This window comes from Allobosea sp. 117 (genome assembly GCF_000702305.1).
Lineage (GTDB): Bacteria > Pseudomonadota > Alphaproteobacteria > Rhizobiales > Xanthobacteraceae > Ancylobacter.
In genome coordinates, this window is sequence record NZ_JNLC01000013.1 from 115,028 (window position 1) to 128,679 (window position 13,652).

Here is a 13,652-nt window from a genome sequence, read left to right on the forward strand (position 1 = left end):
TGGCCGAGGCTCATCGCAATTTTAGTCAAATGCCCGTGCCCGATGCGTGCTTTTCGAGGCGAGCTCAGCGCCGCGTCGCATCGGCCATGGAGGGCGGCGTTCCCTGAACGGCACGCTGTCGTCCGATCTGCAGCATCGCAATGCTGACGAGGATCAGGGTCACCGCTGCCAGCTCCGGCGGGCCGACCTGTTCGCCGGCGCCCCAGCCTATGATCAGCGCGACCACCGGCGTGATGTAGGTCGCGCCCGAGGCCGCCACGGCACCGAGTTCCTGCAGCAGGAAATAGTAGATCAGGAAGGCCGTCCCGGTGCCCAGAATGCCGAGCCCGACCGCGACGCCGGCCGCCGCGTGCCAGTCCTGGAGGATCCGCGCCATTCCGCTGCGGTCCGTCAGCAGCAGGAGCAGCAGCAGGGCGAGCCCCGTCTGCCAGGTGGCGAGCGCCAGCGGCGGCAGGTTCAAAGGCGAGAGAAAGCGACGGACATAGACATAGGAGACGCCGAGGATGATCGCGGCCCCCAGCATCCAGAAGACGCCGGCGATGTCGATGGTGTTGGCCGCGCCTTCCCAGGGGCGCGCGATCAGCACGATCCCGGCAAAGCCCATCGCCACACCGGCCGCCATCAGCCCGTTGAGCCGCTCCGTGCGAAGGAACAGGAGCGTGGCGAGGGTGGTGAACAGCGCGATCGACCCGCCCAGCACGCCGGCGACGCCGGAGGGAAGCAGGGCCGTGCCCTTCGCGATGGCGAAGTAATAGAAGGCCGTCGCCAATGCAGCCATGGCGAGGAAATGCGGGACATGGCGCAACTGGCGCCGCTCGATGACGCCCATGCGCCAGGCCACGAGCGCCAATGGCAGGAAGCCGAACAACACGCGCAGGAGGGTGATCTGGGCGGGGTCGATAAAGGCGGCGGCCCATTTCATGTAGATGAAATTGGACCCCCACAGCAGGCCGAGCAGGACGAAAGCGGCGTAGGTGAGCCTCATCATCGGACCTGTGAGCGGATCGTCCGCGCAACCGGCCGGCAAGGTGCCTCATGAAGCCGGTCAGACGCGTCCGGTCGGGGCGCTATGTCAGGTCACTGTAAGGACGAAGGGAAAAGCGAGGTTGCACCAATCCGTCACGGACGTTGCCTGCCGGCGCCGTCCGACTGCGCGCAAGCCGGTTCTGGCATCACCTCGTGCCCGCCGCGATGCGCGATCCGCCACCTATTTCTTGAAAAACGCGTCGGCCGCCGCGCGCGAGGCGCGCTTGGAGCCGAGCGCGGCGCTCAGCCGGGCGATCTCGGCCTCGAGCGCGGCGATGCGCTCCTCGATCTCGGTTTCCGACAGGGTGGAGAGGTCGCCGCCAATCTCGAGGGCCGCGCGCGGCGGGCGCAGCGGGTCGTCTTCCATGGCCATGGCGTCTTCCTCGCGTGGTGCCGTCTCGTCGCGGCGGTCGGGATAATTTATTCCCGCGGCGGGTCGGTTGCCAGCCCGGTGCGGGTGACCTAGGAGACGGTTGAATACCATATGCCACGCGACGCCGGCGGTTCCGCCGGCGCAGGCGAGAGGAGTGCGCCGTGACCGAGCTGCCGTCCACCATGACCGCGATCGCCATTCCGACGCCGGGAGGGCCGGAGGCGCTGGTGCCACAGACGCGGCCGGTGCCGGTGCCGCGCGCCGGGCAGATCCTCGTCAGGGTCGCGGCCGCCGGCGTCAACCGGCCGGATGTGATGCAGCGCAAGGGCTTCTACCCGCCGCCGCCCGGCGCGCCGGACATTCCGGGACTGGAGATCGCCGGCACGGTGGCGGCGCTCGGCGAGGGTGTGACCTCCTGGAAAATCGGCGACGAGGTGTGTGCGCTGGTTTCCGGCGGCGGCTATGCGGAGTATTGCGTCGCCGAGGCCGGCGCGGCGCTCCCCGTTCCCGCCGGGCTCTCGCTGGTCGAGGCGGCGGCGCTGCCCGAGACCTTCTTCACCGTGTGGACCAACGTGTTCGACCTCGCCGGGCTGAAGGCGGGCGAGAGCTTCCTCGTCCATGGCGGCACCTCGGGCATCGGCACCACGGCGATCCAGCTCGCCAAGGCCTTCGGCGCGAAGGTCTTCACCACCGCCGGCAGCGCCGAGAAATGCGCGGTGTGCCGCGATCTCGGTGCGGACCTCGCGATCGACTACAAGACGCAGGATTTCGTCACTGAAATAAAGCAGGCGACCGGCGGCAAGGGGGTGAACGTCATCCTCGACATGGTCGGCGGCTCCTACATCGCCCGCAACTACGAGGCCGCCAGCCCGCAGGGCCGCATCGTGCAGATCGCCTTCATGGAAGGCTCGAAAGTGCAGATCGACTATATGCGGCTGATGCTGAAGCGCCTCTCGCACATGGGCTCGACGCTGCGCTCGCGGCCTGACGCCGAGAAGGCGGCGATCGCCGCATCGCTCAAGGCGAAGGTCTGGCCGCTGATCGCCGCCGGCACGGTGAAGCCGGTAATGGACCAGAGCTTCCCGCTGACCGACGCCGCCGGGGCGCATGCGCGGATGGAGAGCAGCGCGCATATCGGCAAGATCATGCTGACGGTGGGGTGAGGGGCACCGGAGGTCGCGGCGCTGACGCTGTCCCCCTGGGAGGCGGGTGATCGGCCGAAGAGCTTCTCCTGGGTCCCGGATCGGCGCAGCACTGCGTGTCGCTTGTCCGGGACGCCAAGGTCAGGCGAGGCGCCCCGTGTCCTGGACAAGCGGAGGCGTAGCCGGAGCGCCGATCCGGGACCCAGCGAAGGCCCTTCGGCCATGAATCCGTCCAGGACGCGTGTATGCCGGGGATAGTCGTTCGCGACGTGCACCCTGCCTCTGGCAATCGGCGCCGCCGCGTCTTACATTCGTCATGCGGGGCTGCGGGGCGCGTCAGGAGAACATATTCCCCGGGGCCTTATCGATCTCAAAGGGAGCTGTCCCTGACCGGACCCGTGGGTTCGGACATACGGCGCCCACCTACGTTGTAGGTTCCCGGGATCGATCCTCCAACGGCCATCGTGGCTCCGCGCTTTTCTCTCTCATGGCTTCGTCTCCTTCCTCCCCCGGTCCATCCACCCCGAACGGCACGGCCGCCAACGGCAAGACGGAGCTGCGCGCGCTGGCGCTCGCCCGCCGGGCGGCGCTTTCCACGGAAGCCCGCGCGCGCGCTTCCGAGGCGGCGGCCCGCAACGCCATGGCATGGCTCGACGGACGATGGCTCGACGGACGCGGGCGCGGCACGGTGGCGCTGTTCGCGCCGATCGGCGAGGAGATCGACACCACCCCGCTCGCCGACCTGCTGCGCGGCGCGGGGGCGCGGCTCGCCTTGCCGGTGGTGACCGGGCGCGAGCGTCCGCTGCTGTTTCGCGAATGGCGCGCCGACGAGCCGCTGGTGGCGAGCGCCGGGCCGGGCCGCAGCCCCATTCCCGCGCCGCCCGATCATGCCGCCGAAGTCGAGCCGGACGTGCTCGTGGTGCCGCTCGCCGCCTTCGACGCGCGCGGCCACCGGCTCGGTTACGGCGCTGGCTTCTACGACCGCACCCTCGCTTTGCTGCGCGCAAGCAAGCGCGTCGAGGCGATCGGCTATGCGTTTGCGGTGCAGGAGCTGCCCGCGCTGCCGGACGAGCCGCATGACGAGCCGCTCGATGCCATCGCGACCGATGCCGGCCTGATCAGGCCGTGCGATCCGCGACCGGCGGAGGACTGAACCATGCGGCTCCTCTTCCTCGGCGACGTCGTGGGCCGGGCCGGCCGCAATGTGGTGGCCGAGCATCTGCCGGACCTGAGGCGCGACCTCGCGCTCGATTTCGTCGTGGTGAACGGCGAGAACGCGGCGGGCGGCTTCGGCATCACCGAGACGATCTACGAGGAACTGCTGGAATTCGGCGCCGACGCGGTGACGCTCGGCAATCACGCCTTCGACCAGCGCGAGGCGCTGGTCTTCATCGAGCGCGCTCCGCGCCTCGTCCGCCCGGTGAACTTTCCCGCCGGCACGCCTGGGCGCGGCGCCGCGCTGATCGAGGCGCGCAACGGCGCGCAGGTGCTGGTGGTCAACATCATGGGCCGCGTCTTCATGGACGCGCTGGACGACCCCTTCGCCGCCATCGACCGCGAATTGACGGCCTGCCCGCTCGGCGAGGTTGCGGACGCCATCGTCGTCGACCTGCACGCCGAAGCATCGAGCGAGAAGCAGGCCTTCGGCCATTGGTGCGATGGCCGGGCGAGCCTCGTCGTCGGCACCCATACCCACGTGCCGACCGCCGACCACCGCGTGCTGCCGGGCGGCACCGCCTACCAGACCGATGTCGGCATGTGTGGCGCCTATGACGGGGTAATCGGCATGGACAAGGAAGAACCCCTGCGCCGCTTCACCCGCAAGATCGGTTCGACCCGCTTCGAGCCGGCCGCAGGGGCGGGCACGCTGGCGGGGATCGCGGTCGAGACCGACGCGCGCGGCCGCGCCGTGAGGTGCGCGCCGGTGCGGATCGGCGGCGAGCTGTCGCCGGCGATGCCCGAGTTCTGGTGAGCGCCCTTCTTTACGCGCGCATAGGCTCTCGCCTATAAGCCGCGCACCCAATTTTTCAGCATGAAGACGCGGGAGACCGATCGGTCCCGCCCGCGCGACGTGGAGGCGGCCATGGCCGGGCATTCGCAGTTCAAGAACATCATGCACCGCAAGGGCAAGCAGGACGCGGTGCGCTCCAAGCTGTTCTCAAAGCTGGCGCGCGAGATCACCGTCTCGGCCAAGCTCGGCCTGCCCGACCCGAACATGAACCCGCGCCTGCGCGCCGCCATCCTCGCGGCCCGCGCCGAGAACATGCCGAAGGACAATATCGACCGCGCCATCAAGAAGGCGTCCGGCGGCGATGCCGAGAACTATGACGAGATCCGCTACGAGGGCTACGGCCCCGGCGGCGTCGCGGTGATCGTCGAGGCGCTGACCGACAACCGCAACCGCACCGCTTCCGAGGTGCGCTCCTACTTCACCAAGTCGGGCGGCAACCTCGCCGAGACCGGCGCGGTGTCCTTCATGTTCGACCGCGTCGGCCAGATCGAGTTCGATGCCGCCAAGGCCTCCGAGGACGCGATGATGGAAGCCGCCATCGAGGCGGGCGCCGACGACGTGTCCTCCTCCGAGGACGGCCATGTCGTGGTCACCACGGTCGAGAATCTCAACGAGGTGGCGGCGGCTCTGGAGGCGAAGTTCGGCGAGCCGCGGAAATCCGGCCTCGTGTGGAAGCCGCAGAACACCATCGCGGTGGACGACGAGGTGGCCGAGAAGCTGCTGCGTCTCGTCGAGACGCTGGAAGACAATGACGACGTGCAGAACGTCTACGCCAATTTCGAGGTTTCCGACGCCGTGATGGCGAAGCTCAGCGCCTGAGCGCCGCATCTTCCGCCATCGCGCCGGTAATGGCGTGCGCCTGACCTAACGTCATGTGTGCACGCATGGAATTGTCCCTGGGGCAAGGCGCGGTCGGTCACGTTTCCGCCATCGGCGGCTGACAAGCAATGCGGCGCGGGCGCCCGACGGCGTTGTCGCGTATCCAGGTCTCCGCCGCAGGATCCCCCTTGGACGGGCTCGTCGTCGTCACCGCAACCGACCGGCACTATGTCGAGCTCGTCGGCGTCATGCTGATGTCGCTCGCCGCGCAGGCGGGCGACGCGGTCGCCGCCATCCATATCTTCGGCACCGGGCTGACCGAGGCCGACCGGCGACGGATTGCCGCCTGCTACCCCGAGGCCGGCCGGCTTAACATCCACGACATCGACAACCAGTCGCGGGCGCTGCTCTCGCGCATGAAGGTGCGCACCCACATCACCCCGGCGGGCTATGCGCGGCTGCTGATCCCGCGCCTGCTGCCGCAGGTCGAGGGGCGGATGCTCTATGTCGATTGCGACGTGCTGATTAATGGTGACCTCGCCCCGCTCGCCGCGCTCGACATGGAGGGCCTCGCCGTTGCCGCCGTCGAGGACCGGCGCGATGCGGCCCATGCCGAATGGAATCGCCGCCTCGGCCTGCTGGAGGACACGCCTTATCTGAACAGCGGCGTGCTGCTGATCGATCCCGTCCGCTGGCGCGCCGAGGGCCTCACCGAGAAAAGCTGCGCGGTGGCGATCGAGAAGGCGGACCGCATCCGCATGATGGACCAGGATGCGCTGAACGCGGCGCTGGCCGGGCACTGGCTGAAGCTGCCGCGCGAGTGGAACTACTATGAGAGCTCGTTTGCGGCGCGCCAGTGCACCGATCCCTCCGGCTTCCAGGCGGCGCGGATCATCCATTTCGTCGGCCGGGCCAAGCCGAACCACGCCGATTGCCGGCACCCGATGACCGAGCTCTACCGCGCCTATCGCGCCCGCTCGCCCTGGGCGAACGCGCCGCTGCACGACCCGGTCCGCCGCAACATCCGCGTCTATGCGGCGGAAACGGTGCGGCGCGTCATCCGCTGGGCGCGCGCGCTGTTCGCACGTCGACCGGCCGGCGGTCTTCCGAGCTCAGGAGCGTAGCAGGCCGTCGAGCCACGGCAGGCTGAGCAGGGCGGCGAGCGCGATCACCACATAGGCGGCGCGCCGGTAGGTGCGGTCCGACGCACCGGCGAAGGCGCGCGAGCCACCGACCAGCCCGATCGCGTAGAGCGGGGCGAGGATCAGCGACAGGCGACCGACCTCGCCGGTGAACAGGCCGTGCCGCCAATAGGCGAGAGCGCTCGCCACGGTGACGAGGGCGAAGAAGCCGAACAGGTTCGCCCGCACCTGCGCGGCCGGATGGTTGCCGCCGATCCAGTAGGCGACGACCGGCGGGCCGGACATCTGCGCCACGCCGCCGAGCGTGCCGGCGAGCGCGCCGACGCCGAGCGTCACGGCAAGATGCGGGCGCCCGCTGTGCCGCCAGCCGGACATCAGCAGCACCAAAAGCCCGAGCGCGACGCCGGCGAGCGCCCAGCGCAGCACGATCGGATCGACGCGGCCGAGGATGGCGACGCCGACCGGCACCATCGCCACCGCGGCGAGGGCGAGCGGCAGCACCTGCCGCCACAGGCAGGCCCTGAGCGCGCGCCGGAGGATCGGCAAAGTGAGCACGGTGTCGACCGCCAGCAGCACGGGCGCTGCGACCTCCGGGCCATAGGCGGCGCTGACCAGCGGCATGAAGATAAGCGCGCCGCCGAAGCCGGAGAAGCCGCGCGTGATGCCGGCGACGAGCGCGGCGCTGGCTGCCCAGAGGAGGGCCGGATCGAGGGGCATGGGGAATCGGCAACCGGCGAAACGACAGTTCGGTTCGGTTCCTTTGCACGAAGCCTCGCCTCCGGCCAAGCGTTGTCGTCCCCGTCCGCCCGGCGCCGATTCATCAGCGATGCTTGCCGGCCCCATCTGGAAAACTGATTTGCCGCCTGCCGCCCCCGAGGTCAGAATACGGGCGACATGCGGCAAAGCGCCGGCCGCGATTCCCGATCACCGCAAAGAACCCGACATGAGCACGCCGCCGGCCGACGCCGCGATCGCGGCCCCCGCGCCATCCCAGCCGCCATCATCGCCCGCAATCCGCGCCGAGACCCCCGCCCCGCCCGCCGGCCTCGCGACGCCGACGCCGCGCAACCGGCTGATCGGGGCGGCCTGCGCGCTGCTCGCCATCGGCATCTGGGGTGGCTGGATCGTCTCCACCCGCCATGCGGTGGCCGGCCATATGAGCCCGGCGACCGTCGGCTTCCTGCGCTTCGTGGTGCCGGCGCTGGTGCTGGCGCCGGCCTGGTGGCGGGTCGGCATCTGGCCGCGGCGCGCGCTGATACCCTACCTGCTCTGCTTCATGGGCTCGGGGGCCCTGTTCTTCCTGCTGGTCGGCAATGCGATGCGCTTCGTGCCGGCTGCCGATGTCGGGCCGCTGCTGCCCGGCACCATGCCGCTGGTGGTGGCGCTGATCTCGGTCGTGGTCTATCGCGAGCGGCTCGGGCGCTGGCGCTGGCTCGGCTTCGCGCTGATCGCGCTGGGCGGTCTCGCGCTCGGCGGGCGCGGGCTGCTCGCTCATGCCGACGGCGCCTGGCGCGGGCACATATTGCTGGTGACCTGCGCGGTGCTGTGGGCGGGCTACACGCTGGCGTTCCGCCGCACCGGCATGAGCGCGACCGAGCTCACCGGCCTGATCGGGCTGTGGTCGGCGGTGCTGCTGGCGCCGGTCGGCCTGCCCGGCGCGATCGCCGCGGTCGAGGCCGGGCACGGCCTGGAGATCGCGCAGCTCGTGCTGGTGCAGGGGCTCGGCTCGGGCGTGATCGCGCTGATCGCCTTCGGCACGGCGATCGCGCGGCTGGGCTCCTCGCGCGCGGCGGCCTTCACCGGCCTCGTGCCGGCGCTCGCCGCGACGCTGGCGGTGCCGCTGCTCGGCGAGCATCCGGACGCCGCGGCGATGTTCGGCATCGCCGCCACCGGCTGCGGCGTGGTGCTGGCGAGCGGCGCGCTGCAGCGCGGGCGGACCGGCTGACGGCCCGCCCCTGGCGTTGCGCCTTCCGTCTGGCCGGGTTCAGTCGTTGACGACGTGCCAGATGCCGCCGCGCCCGTCGCCGGCCTTGTCGCCCTTCTTCTTGTCGCCGGCGAAGAAGTAGAGCGGCTTGCCGTCATAGGACCATTGCATGGCGCCGTCCTTGCGCGGCACCAGCTTCCAGCCTTCCTTCATCTTTTCGCCGGCCTTGCCGAGATAAGGCGGCCAGTTGGTGGCGCAGGCATCGTAGCAGCTCGGCACGCCGCCGGTATCCTTGTCGAAGACATAGAGCGTCATGCCGTTGGCGCCGGTCAGCAGGCCGGCGGCATGGGCGGGCAGGCCGAGCAGGGCGGAGGCGGCGAGAAAGCAGGCACCGAGAACGGGAAGCTTCGTCATGGCGGTTCTCCGAATGTCGGAGCCCCTGATCCCCGGCGCGGACGATGCGACCGGCCTGTGGCGAAGTCGGGGCAGTCGGATGCCGCCCGCCGCCCGTTCGACCGGCGCTACAGCGTCACCAGATCGGTGTGGCCGAAGCCCTTCGAATAGTCGAGCAGCGAGATGACCACCGGCGTGACGGCGAAGATGCGCACGTCGCGCGGCGCCGGCGGGTCGATCGGCGGGCTGGCGGCGGCCTCGGGATAGGCGGCGATCATCGCCGCGATCACCCGGCCGGCCACCGCCTCGTCCTCGACGGCACGGGCATGGCCCGCCAGCGACAGGCCGCTGATCGCCATCAGGTCGGCGGTGTCGTGGTCGATGGTGAGCGAGACGCGGTCGTCGCGGGCGAGATTGGCCGCTTTCTGGCTGTCGCGCCCGCAGAGGAAATAGACCGTCAGCCCCTCATGCACATAGCCTACCGTCGTCGCTTGCGGCCAGCCATCCGGCCGGAGCGTCGCCACGGTGCAGATGCGGTGGGTGTCGAGGACGTGCAGAATGCGCTCGCGGAGCGCCGCGTCGATCGGTTCGGGCATGACGGCTCTCCTCTCGCCTGACCGGTGCGGGCGCAGCATGCCCGCGACCGGCCGGCCTTCCCTTGACCCGCGTCAAGCGCGCGGGGATCGGCCGGCCTTCACGTTCGTCCTTTGTTCGGCTACGCCGTAGTCATGGCGCCGCGCGCGATTCGCATCATCGGTCTCGATCCGGGTCTCCGCCGCACCGGCTGGGGGGTGATCGAGGCCGTCGGCACGAAGCTCACCTTCGTCGCCAGCGGCACGGTGCTGCCGCCGGAGGAGGGCGCGCTCGCTGCCCGCCTCGCCTGCCTGCACGAGGAGCTGGCGCGCGTCATCCGCGACCATGCGCCGGACGAGGCGGCGGTGGAGGAGACCTTCGTCAACATGAACCCGGCCTCGACGCTGAAGCTCGGCCAGGCGCGGGGCGTGGTGCTGCTGACCCCGGCGCTCGCCGGCGTGCCGGTGGCCGAATATGCGGCGCTGCTGGTCAAGAAGACCGTGGTCGGCGCCGGGCGGGCCGAGAAGGCGCAGATCCGCATGATGATCAAGGTGCTGATGCCCAAGGCCGACTTCGGGACGGACGACGCGGCGGACGCGCTTGCGGTGGCCGTCACCCACGCCCAGCATAGGGGCGCGGCGGCGCTCCGGGCGGGCGTTCTCGCCGGAGCGGGTGGCTGAGGGGGAGGGGATCATGCTCGCCGAGCTCATCGGCCTCGTCATCGCCGCGCTGTTCACCGGCGCGGCCTTCTACATCAATTTCGCCGAGCAGCCGGCGCGGCTCCAGCTCGACGACGCGGCGCTGCTGACGCAGTGGAAGCCGGCCTATAAGCGCGGCTTCGTCATGCAGGCGAGCCTCGCGGTCGCCGGCTTTCTGTGCGGTCTTGCCGCCTTCGGAGCCGAGGGCGACGGACAGGCGCTCGCCGCCGGCCTCGTGATGCTGGCCAACTGGCCCTATACGCTCCTCGGCATCATGCCGACCAACAACCGGCTGATGGCGACCGAGCCGTCCGCCGCCGGCCCGCAGACGCGCCGGCTGATCGAGCACTGGGGCCGGCTGCACGCGGTGCGCACCGCGCTCGGGGCGCTCGGCGTCCTCTTGTTCCTCGCCGCGCTGACCGGTGAGCCATGATCGGCAAGCTGAAGGGCCTCATCGACAGCTACGCCGAGGACCATGTGATCCTCGACGTGCAGGGGGTCGGCTACCTCGTGCACTGCTCGGCGCGCACGCTGCAGGCACTGCCTTCCGCCGGCGAGGCGGCGGTACTGCACATCGAGACCTTCGTGCGCGAGGACATGATCCGGCTCTACGGCTTCGCCTCGGAAGCCGAGAAGGCGTGGTTCACGCTTCTGCAGAACGTGCAGGGGGTCGGCGCCAAGGTGGCGCTCTCCGTGCTCTCGACGCTGTCGCCCTCCGATCTCGCCAACGCCGTGGCGCTCGGCGACCGGGCCATGGTGGCGCGGGCCAACGGCGTCGGGCCGAAGGTGGCGGCGCGCATCGTCGCCGAGCTGAAGGACAAGGCGCCCGGCTATGCCAGCGTCGATCCGGCGGTGGCGCAACTCGCCGGTCAGGTCGAGGCGAAGCGTGCCCCGGCGCCAGTGGCGGACGCCGTCTCGGCGCTGGTCAATCTCGGCTACGCGCAGATACAGGCGAGCGCGGCGATCGCGAGCGCCGTGCGCGAGGCGGGGGAGGGCGCCGACACCGCGAAGCTGATCCGGCTCGGGCTGAAGGAGCTGGCGCGGTGAGGGGCCCTTGGCCTAAGGAGGCGGCATGAACACCTCCCGCCTCATCACCCCCGAGCGCCGCGACGAGGACGGCGCGGAGGCGTCGCTGCGGCCGCAGACGCTTTCCGAATTCATCGGGCAGGAGCAGGCGCGGGCCAATCTCGGCGTCTTCATCAGGGCCGCCAAGACCCGCGGCGAGGCGCTCGACCATGTGCTGTTCGTCGGCCCGCCCGGCCTCGGCAAGACCACTCTGGCGCAGATCGTGGCGCGCGAGCTCGGCGTCGGCTTCCGCGCCACCTCCGGGCCGGTGATCGCCAAGGCCGGCGACCTCGCGGCGCTGCTGACCAATCTCGAAGAACGCGACGTGCTGTTCATCGACGAGATCCATCGGCTCAACCCGGCGGTGGAGGAGATCCTCTATCCGGCGATGGAGGATTACGAGCTCGACCTGATCATCGGCGAGGGGCCGGCGGCGCGTTCGGTGAAGATCCAGCTCTCGAAATTCACGCTGGTCGGAGCCACCACCCGCTCGGGCCTGCTCACCACGCCGCTGCGCGACCGCTTCGGCATCCCGGTGCGGCTCAATTTCTACACGGTGGACGAGCTGGAACTGGTGGTGACGCGCGGGGCGCGGGTGCTCGGCATCCCGATCTCGAAGGACGGCGCGCGCGAGATCGCCCGTCGGGCGCGTGGCACGCCGCGCATCGCCGGCCGGCTGCTGCGCCGGGTGCGCGACTTCGCGCTGGTGGCGGGCGCGACCACCATCGACCGGGCGGCGGCCGACCGCGCGCTCGGGGCGCTGGAGGTGGACGAGGCCGGGCTCGACCAGATGGACCGGCGCTACCTCACCGTCATCGCGGTGAATTACGGCGGCGGGCCGGTCGGGGTGGAGACCATCGCGGCGGCGCTCTCCGAGCCGCGCGACGCCATCGAGGAGATCATCGAGCCCTATCTGGTGCAGCAGGGGCTGGTGCAGCGCACCCCGCGCGGGCGCATGCTCACGCCGCACGCCTTCAAGCATCTCGGCCTCGCCGTGCCGTCCTCGACGACGCAGATGCCGCTGTTCGACGAAGGCGGGAAGTGAGCCGGGCTGCGGGAGGCCGCCTGCGTCCTTCGAGGCTCGACCTGCGGTCGAGCGCCTCAGGATGACGACGCTTGGGAGAAAATCCTGCACGAGACCCGTCATGCTGAGGTGCCGGCCGACAGGCCGGCCTCGAAGCACGCAGGCCTCTGCCGCGACGGTGCCCCTCCGCAATCGCATCGACGCCGCGCCCGGCGTGATGTAAGTGCTTTTCACATGAGCTGGTCCAAAAGCGGCGACAAGGGCGGAGAATCGCGTGGCTACCATCACGGTAACCTGCGGGAAGCCCTGATGCAGGCGGCGCTCGACCTGATCGCCGAGCGCGGGCCCGCCGGGGCCACCTTCGCCGAGGCGGCGCGGCGCGCGGGGGTGAGCCCGGCCGCGCCCTACCGGCATTTCCGCGACCGCGAGGAACTGCTGGCCGCGGTGGCGGCGGCCGGTTTCGACCGTTTCGCCGAGGCGCTGAAGGCCGGCTGGAACGGCGGGCGGCCCGACGCCGCGAGCGCCTATGAGCGCATGGGCCACGCCTATCTCGACTTCGCCCGCCAGCATCCGGCGGACTATGTCGCCATGTTCGAATCCGGCATTCCGACCGAGGCCGACCCGGCGCTGCGGCAGGCCGCCGACCGGGCCTTCGGCGTGCTGCGCGAGGCGGCCGAGACGCTGGTGGCGGCGATGCCGGCACAGGGTCGCCCGCCGGCGCTGATGGTGGCCCTGCACACCTGGGCGCTGGCGCATGGCGTCGCCGCGCTGTTCGGGCGGGCGGACGCGGCGCGCCGCAAGGTGCCGATGCCGGCGGACGATCTCCTTGAGGCCGCATTCCTCATCTATCTGAAAGGCCTCGGCGCCCCCGCAGCCTGAAATTTCCGGTCTGGCATTGACAGTTCCGAGCGCCTTTCCTATCTATGTAAATGTGATTAACATTCACGATCACACTAACCAGGGACCGCTGCCATGGAGCTCACGCAAAAGCTCGACAGTTTCGGCAAACCGGCCTGGATCGCACTCACGGTCCTGGGCTTCATGGCCTGGTGGCCCCTGGGGCTCGCGGTCCTGGCCTTCTCGATAGGGAGTGGACGTATGGGATGCAGCAGCAGGCGCGGCTTCGCGCACTGGCAGGAGCAGGGGCGCGACGCGTTCCGCAACGCCTTCGACGGCCGCTTCAACCGCGGCTACTCCGGCTTCCAGTCGAGCGGCAATGCCGCCTTCGATGAGTACCGGCAGGAGACGCTGCGCCGTCTGGAAGACGAGCAGCGCGATTTCAAGGATTTCCTCGAGCGCCTGCGCCAGGCCAAGGACAAGTCCGAGTTCGACCAGTTCATGGCCGAGCGCCGCAACCGTCCGGCTCCCGCGCCGGAGCCGACGACCGAGGGGCAGGGCTGAGCCCGCTCCCGGCCGACCGCCTATACTGACCGTCTTCAGGGCCCGGCTTCGCGCCGGGCCT

Annotated in this window: 17 protein-coding genes and 1 other RNA gene; 13 read left to right on the forward strand and 5 right to left on the reverse strand. The window is 70.3% G+C overall.

Translation table 11 applies throughout. The features are described 5' to 3' along the window. Positions 1-64 precede the first annotated feature (64 nt). Together U742_RS0111720 and U742_RS0111725 are read right to left on the reverse strand one after the other, a co-directional pair. Complete coding sequence (locus tag U742_RS0111720) at positions 65-985, reverse strand: DMT family transporter (RefSeq protein WP_051661146.1); 921 nt, start codon at positions 983-985, stop codon at positions 65-67. 222 nt (positions 986-1,207) lie between these two features. After that, on the reverse strand, positions 1,208-1,399 hold the full coding sequence (locus U742_RS0111725; protein WP_029353202.1) for a DUF1192 domain-containing protein: 192 nt from the start codon (positions 1,397-1,399) through the stop codon (positions 1,208-1,210). Positions 1,400-1,560: 161 nt separating this feature from the next. Between U742_RS0111725 and U742_RS0111730 the strand changes: the two genes are divergently transcribed. The 6 genes from U742_RS0111730 to U742_RS0111750 all read left to right on the forward strand — a co-directional run bounded on the left by U742_RS0111730 (position 1,561) and on the right by U742_RS0111750 (position 6,495). Next, complete coding sequence (locus U742_RS0111730; RefSeq protein ID WP_029353206.1) at positions 1,561-2,562, forward strand: NAD(P)H-quinone oxidoreductase; 1,002 nt, start codon at positions 1,561-1,563, stop codon at positions 2,560-2,562. A 297-nt stretch (positions 2,563-2,859) separates the two neighbouring features. After that, positions 2,860-3,016, forward strand: a non-coding RNA gene (gene ssrS, locus U742_RS22905) — 6S RNA. Between the two features lie 12 nt (positions 3,017-3,028). After that, a complete protein-coding gene (locus tag U742_RS0111735) occupies positions 3,029-3,694 on the forward strand; it encodes a 5-formyltetrahydrofolate cyclo-ligase (RefSeq protein WP_081852962.1) in 666 nt (221 codons plus the stop codon). Positions 3,695-3,697: 3 nt separating this feature from the next. After that, positions 3,698-4,513 (forward strand): TIGR00282 family metallophosphoesterase, encoded by an 816-nt coding sequence (locus tag U742_RS0111740; protein WP_029353209.1) that lies wholly within the window; start codon positions 3,698-3,700, stop codon positions 4,511-4,513. 111 nt (positions 4,514-4,624) lie between these two features. Further along, complete coding sequence (locus tag U742_RS0111745; RefSeq protein WP_029353211.1) at positions 4,625-5,371, forward strand: YebC/PmpR family DNA-binding transcriptional regulator; 747 nt, start codon at positions 4,625-4,627, stop codon at positions 5,369-5,371. A 188-nt stretch (positions 5,372-5,559) separates the two neighbouring features. After that, positions 5,560-6,495, forward strand: coding sequence for a glycosyltransferase family 8 protein (locus U742_RS0111750; RefSeq protein ID WP_029353213.1), 936 nt, complete (start codon positions 5,560-5,562; stop codon positions 6,493-6,495). Here U742_RS0111750 and U742_RS0111755 read toward each other — a convergent pair. Continuing rightward, positions 6,484-7,230 (reverse strand): sulfite exporter TauE/SafE family protein, encoded by a 747-nt coding sequence (locus U742_RS0111755; protein WP_029353215.1) that lies wholly within the window; start codon positions 7,228-7,230, stop codon positions 6,484-6,486. The two genes, U742_RS0111750 and U742_RS0111755, sit on opposite strands and share 12 nt — an antisense overlap. A gap of 226 nt (positions 7,231-7,456) precedes the next feature. Between U742_RS0111755 and U742_RS0111760 the strand changes: the two genes are divergently transcribed. Continuing rightward, positions 7,457-8,458: a DMT family transporter gene (locus tag U742_RS0111760; protein WP_081852964.1), complete on the forward strand. Its 1,002-nt coding sequence runs from the start codon at positions 7,457-7,459 to the stop codon at positions 8,456-8,458. Between the two features lie 39 nt (positions 8,459-8,497). Here U742_RS0111760 and U742_RS0111765 read toward each other — a convergent pair whose 3' ends face one another. Together U742_RS0111765 and U742_RS0111770 are read right to left on the reverse strand one after the other, a co-directional pair. Further along, entirely contained in the window at positions 8,498-8,851 is a 354-nt protein-coding gene (locus U742_RS0111765; protein WP_038361354.1) for a COG4315 family predicted lipoprotein, read from the reverse strand. 107 nt (positions 8,852-8,958) lie between these two features. Next, positions 8,959-9,426 (reverse strand): pyridoxamine 5'-phosphate oxidase family protein, encoded by a 468-nt coding sequence (locus U742_RS0111770; protein WP_348981014.1) that lies wholly within the window; start codon positions 9,424-9,426, stop codon positions 8,959-8,961. 132 nt (positions 9,427-9,558) lie between these two features. Here U742_RS0111770 and ruvC point away from each other — a divergent pair, with 132 nt between their 5' ends. The 6 genes from ruvC (at position 9,559) to U742_RS0111800 (ending at position 13,591) form a co-directional block, all read left to right on the forward strand. Continuing rightward, positions 9,559-10,083 (forward strand): crossover junction endodeoxyribonuclease RuvC, encoded by a 525-nt coding sequence (gene ruvC / locus U742_RS0111775; protein ID WP_029353223.1) that lies wholly within the window; start codon positions 9,559-9,561, stop codon positions 10,081-10,083. 13 nt (positions 10,084-10,096) lie between these two features. Then, entirely contained in the window at positions 10,097-10,534 is a 438-nt protein-coding gene (locus tag U742_RS0111780) for an anthrone oxygenase family protein (protein WP_029353225.1), read from the forward strand. Beyond that, positions 10,531-11,148 carry a Holliday junction branch migration protein RuvA gene (gene ruvA, locus U742_RS0111785; protein WP_029353227.1) on the forward strand — a complete coding sequence of 206 codons (618 nt, stop codon included), beginning with the start codon at positions 10,531-10,533 and terminating at the stop codon, positions 11,146-11,148. The genes U742_RS0111780 and ruvA overlap by 4 nt, the downstream gene beginning before the upstream one ends. Before the next feature lie 25 nt (positions 11,149-11,173). Next, positions 11,174-12,211 carry a Holliday junction branch migration DNA helicase RuvB gene (gene ruvB / locus U742_RS0111790; protein WP_029353229.1) on the forward strand — a complete coding sequence of 346 codons (1,038 nt, stop codon included), beginning with the start codon at positions 11,174-11,176 and terminating at the stop codon, positions 12,209-12,211. A 213-nt stretch (positions 12,212-12,424) separates the two neighbouring features. After that, positions 12,425-13,069, forward strand: coding sequence for a TetR/AcrR family transcriptional regulator (locus tag U742_RS0111795; RefSeq protein ID WP_029353230.1), 645 nt, complete (start codon positions 12,425-12,427; stop codon positions 13,067-13,069). Positions 13,070-13,162: 93 nt separating this feature from the next. Beyond that, on the forward strand, positions 13,163-13,591 hold the full coding sequence (locus U742_RS0111800; RefSeq protein WP_029353232.1) for a DUF2852 domain-containing protein: 429 nt from the start codon (positions 13,163-13,165) through the stop codon (positions 13,589-13,591). The last annotated feature ends 61 nt before the right edge of the window (positions 13,592-13,652 follow it).

Coding starts and splice junctions, on each gene's coding strand:
- U742_RS0111720 (WP_051661146.1), bottom strand. CDS start 985: ATGAGGCTCACCTACGCCGCTTTCGTCCTGCTCGGCCTGCTGTGGGGG.
- U742_RS0111725 (WP_029353202.1), bottom strand. CDS start 1,399: ATGGCCATGGAAGACGACCCGCTGCGCCCGCCGCGCGCGGCCCTCGAG.
- U742_RS0111735 (WP_081852962.1), top strand. CDS start 3,029: ATGGCTTCGTCTCCTTCCTCCCCCGGTCCATCCACCCCGAACGGCACG.
- U742_RS0111740 (WP_029353209.1), top strand. CDS start 3,698: ATGCGGCTCCTCTTCCTCGGCGACGTCGTGGGCCGGGCCGGCCGCAAT.
- U742_RS0111745 (WP_029353211.1), top strand. CDS start 4,625: ATGGCCGGGCATTCGCAGTTCAAGAACATCATGCACCGCAAGGGCAAG.
- U742_RS0111755 (WP_029353215.1), bottom strand. CDS start 7,230: ATGCCCCTCGATCCGGCCCTCCTCTGGGCAGCCAGCGCCGCGCTCGTC.
- U742_RS0111760 (WP_081852964.1), top strand. CDS start 7,457: ATGAGCACGCCGCCGGCCGACGCCGCGATCGCGGCCCCCGCGCCATCC.
- U742_RS0111765 (WP_038361354.1), bottom strand. CDS start 8,851: ATGACGAAGCTTCCCGTTCTCGGTGCCTGCTTTCTCGCCGCCTCCGCC.
- U742_RS0111770 (WP_348981014.1), bottom strand. CDS start 9,426: ATGCCCGAACCGATCGACGCGGCGCTCCGCGAGCGCATTCTGCACGTC.
- ruvC (WP_029353223.1), top strand. CDS start 9,559: ATGGCGCCGCGCGCGATTCGCATCATCGGTCTCGATCCGGGTCTCCGC.
- U742_RS0111780 (WP_029353225.1), top strand. CDS start 10,097: ATGCTCGCCGAGCTCATCGGCCTCGTCATCGCCGCGCTGTTCACCGGC.
- ruvA (WP_029353227.1), top strand. CDS start 10,531: ATGATCGGCAAGCTGAAGGGCCTCATCGACAGCTACGCCGAGGACCAT.
- ruvB (WP_029353229.1), top strand. CDS start 11,174: ATGAACACCTCCCGCCTCATCACCCCCGAGCGCCGCGACGAGGACGGC.
- U742_RS0111795 (WP_029353230.1), top strand. CDS start 12,425: ATGAGCTGGTCCAAAAGCGGCGACAAGGGCGGAGAATCGCGTGGCTAC.
- U742_RS0111800 (WP_029353232.1), top strand. CDS start 13,163: ATGGAGCTCACGCAAAAGCTCGACAGTTTCGGCAAACCGGCCTGGATC.